Genomic DNA, 8,892 nt, shown 5'->3' with positions numbered 1-8,892 from the left:
GTGTTGAAGGACTGGTAGGCCTGCTTGCCCGGGGCCACGTCGGTCACGGTCTTGGTGCCGAACGGGGTGTTCAGCGTGATCGTGGCCGGCGCGTCGCCGTCGTTGACGGCCGTGACCGCCAGGTACGCCGTGGTGCCGATGCAGCGGGGGGCGGCGGTGACGGTCAGCTTGACCGTGGGCGTGGCCGGCGTGGAGATCGTCAGCGTGAGCGTCTTGACCTCCTCGACGTTGCCCGCCTTGTCGGTCGAGCGGTAGCGCAGCGTGTGCTGGCCGTCGCCGGTGACGGTGACCGGGGCGGTGTAGGCCGTCCAGTCGCCGCCGTCCAGCGCGTACTCCGTCTTGGCGACGCCGCTGCCGCCGGTCTCGTCGACGGCCTTCAGCGTGACCGTGACCGGACCGGTGAACGAGCCGCCCTCCGGCTGCGCCGGGTCGGTCGTCGAGGTCGTCACCGGAGCGGTCTTGTCCTCACTTCCCGCCTTGATCAGCTTGAAGTAGTCGAACTTGACCGTCTTGGACGCGCCCTGGTTGGTGCCGATGGTGTAGACGCCGATCTTCGACGCGTTCGCCACGGCGCTGTTCTTCACCACGGCGGTCGTGCCGTTGGTGGCCAGGTCGGTCCAGGTGGTGCCGTTGGAGGAGTAGGAGCCGGTGAAGCTGTCTCCCACCTTCTTCAGGCGCAGCCACCACGGACCGGCGGTGAGGTTGTTCACCTGCGGCTGCGGGTTCTGCACGGTGCCGCCGACCTCGCTGCGCAGCTCGATCGTCCGCGCCACCGTCGACCCTGCGGCGTTGGTGGTGAGGAAGTCGAACTTCACGTAGTTGTCGTCGTCGCCGTACACCATCAGGCCGCCCTGCTGGTACTGCTCGCTGAGGGCCGAGCCGTCGACCTTGGTCTCCAGCGTCCAGTCACCGCTCGGCGCCTTCTGCAGGATGAAGTTCTTCGGGCCGCTGTTGTCGGTCCCGTAGATGTCACCCTTCGTGGTGTCGAGCTCCAGGTTGCCGTTGCTCACCCGCGCAGCCGTCGCGTCGTAGCGCACGATCGAGTTCCAGCGGCAGTTGTCCAGCGTGGTGCCGTTGAAGTCGTCGTCCGGCGTCGGCGGGGTCGCCTTGTCGTCCGGCGTGATCTGGAACCAGTCGAAGGCCGCGTCCACCACCGGGTGGTTGGCCCCGGCCAGCGAGATCAGGCCGATCTTCGGGTTGGAGATCCCGGCGAGCGGCTTGGTCTCCGACATCGCGGTGAAGTTGGTGCCGTCCGACGAGTAGTGGGCGGTGATGTTGGTGCCGTCGCTGATGAACCGCACGTACACCGTGTCGGGGTAGGCGTCCCCGAGCTGGGCCGTGTTGCTCGCCGTCACCTCGTTGGGGTTGCCCTTGTCTTCCCGGATGAACTGGAAGATGCGGTTGGCGTGGTTCGACCCGGAGGTCGACCGGCCCTGCAGCACCATCTTGGCGTAGTTGTCGTCGTCACCGTAGAGGATCAGACCCGCCTGCTGGTAGGCGTCCTGCGCCTTCAGCGTGAGCTTGGCAGTGGCCGTCCAGGCGCCCGACGGAGCCGGCTGCACGACGATGTTCGGCGTGTTGTTGGTCGTCTGGTAGATGTCGGTGGCCGAGGTCGGGATGATCAGGCTGCCGTCGGCGACCCGCAGGTCCTGGTTCTCCCGGATGACCGACCAGCGGTCACGGTCGAGCTGGTTGCCCAGGAAGTCGTCGGAACGGCCGGTGAAGCACACCGTGGCCGGCGCGTCCACCTTGATCTGCACCTGAGCGGTGCCGGCGGCGCCCTTGGCGTCGGTCACCGTCACCGTGGCGGTGTAGGTGCCCGGCGCGGTGTAGGTGTAGCTCGCGTTGGCCGTCGTCGGCTGCGGCGCGCCGTTCACCCCGAAGTTCCACTTGTAGGTGAGCGGGGTGTCACCGTCGGGGTCGCTGGCGGTGGTCGTGAAGTCCACCTTCAGCGGAGCGACGCCCGTGGTCGCGTTGGCCGCCACCGACACCGTCGGACGCTGGTTCTCCGTCGCGCCCTTGCCGATGAAGTCGACCCAGTTGAAGTTGAGCAGGAAGGAGTTGTCCGCCGCGCTCGCCGGCTTGCGCACGACGAAGTACAGCGGGCCGCTCGTGACCGGCGGGTTGGTCAGGTTCAGCGTGACGTCCTTGAACGTCTGCCAGCCGCCCGTGCCCGCCACGTCGACGGAGCCGACCAGCGTCCCGTTCTCCGGGTTGCCCTGCCGGACCTGGATGGTCCCGCCGGTGGTGTTCGACGCGACCCGGAACCGGATCGAGGCGACATTGGTCAGGTTCACCGGGTCGAACGACCACCAGTCGCCGTCCTGGATGTTCCCGATGTTCTGGTTGCCGCCCGCGGTGTCGGTCGTGGTCTCGATCGAGACGCCCGCGGCGTCGGTGCCCTTGCCGTCGGCGACCCGGCCGGTCTGCGAGAAGTGCTCGGCCTGCTTGCGCTTGGGCTCCAGGATGACCTGGCCCCGCCCGGTCAGCGGCTTGGCCCCGCCGGCGCCGCCGTCGGTGTAGCTGGCCTCGATCACGTAGAAGAGGTTGTCGTACTCGCCGTGGCCCGCCTGCTGGGTCTGCAGGGTGCCCTCACAGCCCTTGAGCTGGTCGAGCGGGTGGCCGTGGCTGTCGTGGCCGAGGATCGCCTGGATCTGGACCTTGTCGCAGTCGATCGTGCCGTCCTCGGGGTCGGTGACGGTGACCTTGAACTTCACCTGGTCGCCGAACTCGAAGAAGGCGCCGTTCGGCGGGACGTCCACGGTGACGGTGGGACGGGTGTTGCCCGCGTTGATCGTCACACTCGCCTTACCGGTCAGGCCGTCGGCGTTCGTCACGGTGAGAACCGCGTTGTACTCGCCGGCCTTGGTGTAGGTGAAGGCGGGGCTGGCGTCGGTGGAGTCGGTCTTGCCGTCACCGTCGAGGTCCCAGGCGTAAGTGATCGCCTTGCCGTCCGGGTCCCGCGAGCCCTCGCTGCTGAACTTGACGCTCAGCGGCACCGGGCCGTCGGTCTTGTCCGCGCCGGCGCGCGCCGTCGGGGGCCGGACGCCCTTGACGTAGTCGATGCGGTAGACGCCGGAGTCGGCGTTGTCGCCGCCGAAGCCGGAGCCCCACTCGATCATGTACAGGGCGCCGTCGGGACCGAACTTCATGTCCATGGGCTTCTTGAAGCTCAGGGTCTGAAGGATCCGGTTCATCTCGACGAGCTTGGTGGCGTCCTCGTTGACCTGGAACGACCACATGGCGTTGTTGTTCCACTCACCGAACAGGGCCTTGCCGTCCCAGTACGCCGGCCACTTGTTCGTCGACGTGATGTCGGCGTTGTAGCGGTAGACCGGGCCGCCCATCGGGGCGCCGCCGCTCAGCTCGGGGAAGTTGTTCGGGTCGGCCGCGTAGTGGTACCAAACCGTGGCCGGGATCACCGGCGGCAGGTTGGTCAGGCCGTCGTTGTTCGGCGACTCGTTGACCGGAGCCGCGCAGTTGAACGCCGACCCCGACTTCTTGGTCGCGAAGTCGTAGTCGATGTAGGGAGTGTTGTTGCCGATGCAGTACGGCCAGCCGTAGTTGCCCGGCTTGGAGATGATGTTCCACTCCACCGTGTTCTGCGGGCCGCGCGTGGCGCTGGCGGCGTTGGCGTCGGGGCCGTACTCACCCAGCATGACGTTGCCGGTCTTGGGGTCCATCCCGATGCGGAACGGGTTGCGGAAGCCCATGCCGTAGATCTCGGGCTTGGTCTTGGCCGTGCCCGGGGCGAACAGGTTGCCGGCCGGGACGGTGTAGGTGCCGTTGGCCTCAGGGTGGATCCGCAGCAGCTTGCCGCTCAGGCTGTTGGTGTTGCCCGCGGTGCGCTGGGCGTCCCAGGCGGCCCGGCCCGGCTGCTCGTCGATCGGCGTGTAGCTGTCGGAGGCGAACGGGTTGGTGTTGTCACCCGTCCCCAGCCACAGGTTGCCGGTCTTGGGATCGATCACCATGCCGCCGCCGTGGTGGCAGCACTCGGCCCGCTGAACCGGGACGTCGAGGAGCTTCTTCTCGCTCGACATGTCCAGGGTGTCACCGGTGACCGTGAACCGGCTCAGCCGGTCGACGTTCTCCGAACCGGCAGGCGAGTAGTAGAGATAGATCCACTTGTTGGTGTCGAACCCGGGGTCCAGCGCCATGCCGAGCAGACCGCTCTCGTTGGCGGTGAACACGTTCAGGTGCGCCGCCGTCACGGTGCCACCGCTCGGCTTGATGACCCGCACGTCGCCGAGCCGGTCGATGTAGAAGACCCGGCCGTCCTTGGCGACGTCCAGCATCATCGGGTTGCTGGTGTTGTCGTCGAGGGTGACCTTCTCGAAGCTGCTGCTCTGCGACGCCGAGCAGTCGGCCTTTTCGGCGCCCGCGGCGGTCTTGATGCCGCCGAGGAGCAGCTTGAGGAAGTTCGCCTCGCTGTAGTTCTCCTTCTGGTGGCCGAGGCCGGTGTACCAGGAGCGGCCACCGTCATAGTCCTGACACCAGGTGTTGGGGTGGTCGGCGCCCATCGTGGCGCCGGTGTAGGACTTCTCGTCCATCGACGTCAGCACGTGGACCGTGCCACGCGGGTTCGTCTGGTAGTCGTACCACTCGTCGGTACGGGTCCAGGTCGTCGGCAGACCCTTGGTGGACGGGTGCGCCGGGTCCTCGACCTTGACCGTGGCCTGCTGGATCGCCGGGTGCTGCTTGAAGTAGGCCCCGACGAGCTTGCCGTACCAGGACCAGTTGTATCCGCTGTCGGCGGCGGCGTGGACGCCCACGAAGCCGCCGCCCTTCTGGATGTAGCGCTGGAAGGCGTCCTTCTGGTCCTGCGTGCCCAGCGGGTCACCGGTCGTGGACATGAAGATCACGGCCTGGTACTGCGCCAGGTTCTCGTCCGTGAACTTGGTGCTGTCCTCGGTCGTGTCGACCGCGAAGTTGTTCTCCTGGCCGAGCTTCTGCACGGCCGCGATGCCCTCGGGGATCGAGTCGTGCCGGAAGCCGGTGGTCTTGGAGAAGACGAGCACCTTGAAGTCGGGTGCCGCCGCGGCCGTAGCGGCCTCGGCGCTCGCGGGCGCCGCGAGGAGCGTGATGACGGGGGCGACGAGGGCGAGAGCCATCGCCGCCGCGGTTCGACGTTTCGGACGTCGTCCGTTTTCTGGCAGGGCCGCGTTGTGCAGCCTGGCCCACGTTCGATGACGTGGTGACATGGAAAACCCTTCCTGACCGGGGGGACGTCAGGCAAGGCGCGCGCCGCCGCGCTTGTTGCCACTTGCTCGTAGCGGATATTGCGGTTGCTGGAGGGTGCCGTCTCCAGGTCTGTGGGGGCCGTCCTAGGCTGACGGCCGGGGTAACGAGTCCATGATCGTCATCGGGTCGTCGATGATGTGGTTGACCACCATGCTCGCGGCGCCGCGGGACGCGGCGCCGAAGCCGAGCGTGGAGGCGACGAACCGGCACTGGGCGGCGGGAGCGGCCACCACGAATCGCTGTAGCTGATCTTGAGCGTGGGGCAACAGCCACTGGGCCAGGGAGGCGAAGTAACCCCCGATGACGATCACTCGCGGGTTGAACAGGTTGGCCAGGATCGAGCCGCCGAGCCCGAGCCACTCGCCGACCTGCGCCACCGCCATCATCATCCGCCGGTCGCCCGAGGCCAGGCCCCGGGCGATGTCGGCCACTCGTTCATCGGGATCCGGCACCGGCATGCCGGGCAGCCCGTACGCCTGCTCGGGCATGGCCGCGCGTACGAGCGCGGCCAGGCCGACCTTGGTCTCCCAGCAGCCGATGCGGCCGCAGCCGCACTGGTCGCCGTTCGGGTCGACCCGCAGATGTCCGACCTCCCCGGAGAATCCGTCCGCTCCGCGCAGGAGTTTGCCCCCTGAGATGATGCCCCCGCCGACGCCGACCTCGCCGGTGAGGTAGACCAGGTCGGGCGTGCCGGCGGCGACGCCCGAGGTGTATTCGGCCAGCGCGGCGAGGTTGGCGTCGTTGTCCACGCGCACCGGCACGTTCAGCGGGCCGAGCATGGAGGTCAGCTGGTCGGCCAGGGGCAGGTCGTGCCAGTAGAGGTTCGGTGCGAGTGTCACGAAGCCGCGTGCCACGTCCACCAGCCCGGGGACGGCCACCACGATGCCGGCGGGGACCGCTCCGGCCCGCCGCATCGCCTCCACGGCCTCCTTGGCCACGAGCCCGAGCCGTCGCACCGCGCTGTCCGGGCCGCTGCCCATCGCGTCGAAGACCACCCGGCGCTCGACCAGGACGCGGCCGCTGAGGTCGGTGCCGTGGACCGCGATGTAGTCGACGTTGATCTCCATGCCCAAGGCGCCGACGTGCGCGCCGTGCAGTGCCACCGCCCGTCTGGGACGCCCGATCGCTCCCACGTGCTCGACGCCGACCTCCCGCACCAGTCGCCGTTCCAGGAGCTCGGCCATGAGGTTGGAGACGGTGGCCCGGTGCAGCCCGGTCGCCTCCGCGATGTCGGCGCGGGACAGGGAGGTGTGGTCGCGCAGCTCGCGCAGCACCAGCGAGAGGTTCGCCCTGCGCAGTGCGGCGGGGCCCGCCGGCGGAGCGGCGCCGCCCGAGGCGCGGGTGAGGTGCGTCTCGTTCGTCACCCGCGCCACCTGTCCTTTGTTTGTCTCTGAGATCAATTAATGAGGGTTGTAACACGAAGGTGTCCGACAGTGCACCCCCGGAACCCGTAACGAGTTGGCATCGCTCGCTTCCACGCAGTTCAGACGCTATTCCGACTGCGGTTATAGGAACGTTACGCAACTTGCAACCGGTTTCACTCTTGTCTCCCCCAGGAGTCGCCGCCTTTAATTCGGCCAGCCATGCGAACTAATTGAGGAGTGGCGTGGACCACAGCAGGGCCGACGGCCATACGACCGACTCGACGAGTCGGGGCTTGTCCGCGGGAGTCGCCGCGGACCAGGCCACCGTGCGCCGTTCCAACCTCGCTCTGGTGCTGCGTCACCTGAGTGCGCACGGCCCGTGCTCCCGGTCGGCCGTCGCCGTCGCGACCGGGTTGAACAAGACCACCGTCACCAGTCTGGTGGGCGAGTTGCAGGCACGCGGGCTGGTCAAGGAGACGGGGCCGCAGCACGCGGGCTCCGTCGGCCGCCCCGGTGTCGCACTCGTCCTGGACGGCTCGCGGGTCGGCGCCCTGGGCGTGGAAGTCAACGTCGACTACATCGCCGCCATCGCCACCGATCTGGCCGGCAGAGTGCTCATCGACCGGCGCATCGGCTTCGACGCCATGGGATCCAGCCCTGATCGTTCACTGGACGAGCTGGCGCGCATGGTGGAGAGGACCGTCGCCGACCTCGACCGGATCGGGGTCACGCTCGCCGGGATCACCGTGGCCGTGCCCGGCCTGATCGACACCACGACCGGCACCGTCGTCGTCGCCCCGAACCTCGGCTGGCACGGCGTGGCGGTGGCGGAGCGGCTGTCCCAGGCCGACATCCGCGGGGACATACCCATCGTGGTGGACAACGACGCCAACCTCGCCGCCCTGGCCGAATACACCTCGGGCGTCGCGGCGGGCACCTCCGACCTGGTCTACCTCACGGGCGAGGTGGGCGTCGGCGGTGGCGTCATCTCCGGCGGCCGGCTGCTGGGCGGAGCGGACGGGTTCGCCGGGGAGGTCGGACATCTGCGGGTCGACCCGAACGGCGACCAGTGCGGCTGCGGCCGCATCGGCTGCTGGGAGACCAAGGTCGGCCTGGCCGCGCTGGTGCGCATGGCCACCCCCGACCACGCGTACGGCACGGGCCGCCAGGTCGTCCGTGACCCCGAGGAGCGCCTGGCCGAGATCGAACAGCGGCGGGCCGAAGGAGACCCACGGGTCGACGCGGCCGTCGCCGAGGTGGGCCGGTGGCTCGGAGTCGGCGCGGCGACGCTGGTCAACCTCTTCAACCCACGGGTGATCGTGCTGGGCGGGTACTTCGCGAGGCTCGCCGACCTGCTCATCCCCGCCGCGCAGGAGGAGCTGGCACGCCTGGGCATGACCGGCGCCGTCGAGCGCTGCCGATTCGCCGCGTCCGACCTCGGCTTCGGCGCCGCCTCACGTGGCGCGGCCGGAGTCGTCGTCGAACGAGCACTGTCCGACCCCACGACCATCGCGATCCGATGTCCCCAGCCACAGGGGTGATCGAGGGAACCCCGATGGCCCGATTGCCTCACTCACCCTGACCCACGTGCCCGCCACGCGGTCCCGACCTGCCGCCTGCCCCGTCTAGACGTCCCGTCCGCCCGACCGTCCTGTTCCACACCGCCTCGGCACCGCCCGCCCATCCCGGGTGCCGCGGCCATGGCGCATGCGGTCGGGCGGACGGGAACCACACGCCCTCTCCCCGACCACGCCCTCTCCGCCCTCTCCGCCCTCTCCCCCACCCAGAACGTCCCGCCCGCCTGATCGGCTGTCCGGAAACCGCACCGGCATCGTTGACGCCGACCTCGATGCCGTCGCGGTGGTGCCAGCCGGCGCCGTCAGGCGGGCGGGGCCACAGCCGCGCATAGCCCAGGGAGGCACCTGTGCCGCCGTCATCATCATCCGACTCGGCGTCTCTGCTCGTGATGCGAGGGATCGTCAAGCAGTTCCCCGGCGTCCGTGCCCTGAACGGCGTCGACCTCGATGTCCACGCCGGTGAGGTGCACTGCCTGCTCGGCCAGAACGGCGCCGGGAAGTCCACGTTGATCAAAACGCTGGCCGGGGCCCACCAGCCCGACGAGGGCACCATCACCCTCGACGGCCAGGAGGTCCGCCTCACCAGTCCGACGGCCGCGATCCGGCTCGGCATCTCCACCATTTATCAGGAGCTCGACCTGGTGGACGGGTTGAGCGTGACGGAGAACATCTTCCTCGGCCATGAGATGGCGAGTTTCGGGTTCTCCCGG

General features: G+C 68.7%; 4 protein-coding genes. 2 read left to right on the top strand and 2 right to left on the bottom strand.

Annotation, left to right across the window (positions count from 1 at the left end; translation table 11 throughout):
- Both ABZ857_RS43530 and ABZ857_RS43525 read right to left on the bottom strand, forming a co-directional pair.
- Positions 1 to 5,111: ThuA domain-containing protein (locus ABZ857_RS43530; protein ID WP_357056693.1), on the bottom strand; the 5,111-nt coding region annotated here is incomplete at its 3' end.
- 213 nt (positions 5,112 to 5,324) lie between these two features.
- Positions 5,325 to 6,605: an ROK family transcriptional regulator gene (locus ABZ857_RS43525; protein WP_357056690.1), complete on the bottom strand. Its 1,281-nt coding sequence runs from the start codon at positions 6,603 to 6,605 to the stop codon at positions 5,325 to 5,327.
- A gap of 242 nt (positions 6,606 to 6,847) precedes the next feature.
- On the opposite strand from ABZ857_RS43525, the gene ABZ857_RS43520 reads away from it, so the two are divergent.
- A complete protein-coding gene (locus ABZ857_RS43520; RefSeq protein WP_357056687.1) occupies positions 6,848 to 8,146 on the top strand; it encodes an ROK family transcriptional regulator in 1,299 nt (432 codons plus the stop codon).
- A 425-nt stretch (positions 8,147 to 8,571) separates the two neighbouring features.
- The coding region (locus ABZ857_RS43515; protein WP_357056684.1) for an ATP-binding cassette domain-containing protein at positions 8,572 to 8,892 on the top strand (321 nt) is incomplete at its 3' end.

It is taken from the genome of Microbispora sp. NPDC046933 (genome assembly GCF_040644635.1).
Taxonomy (GTDB): domain Bacteria; phylum Actinomycetota; class Actinomycetes; order Streptosporangiales; family Streptosporangiaceae; genus Microbispora.
Note: the sequence above shows the minus strand (reverse complement) of the source record. Positions and strands in the feature narration are given on the sequence as shown.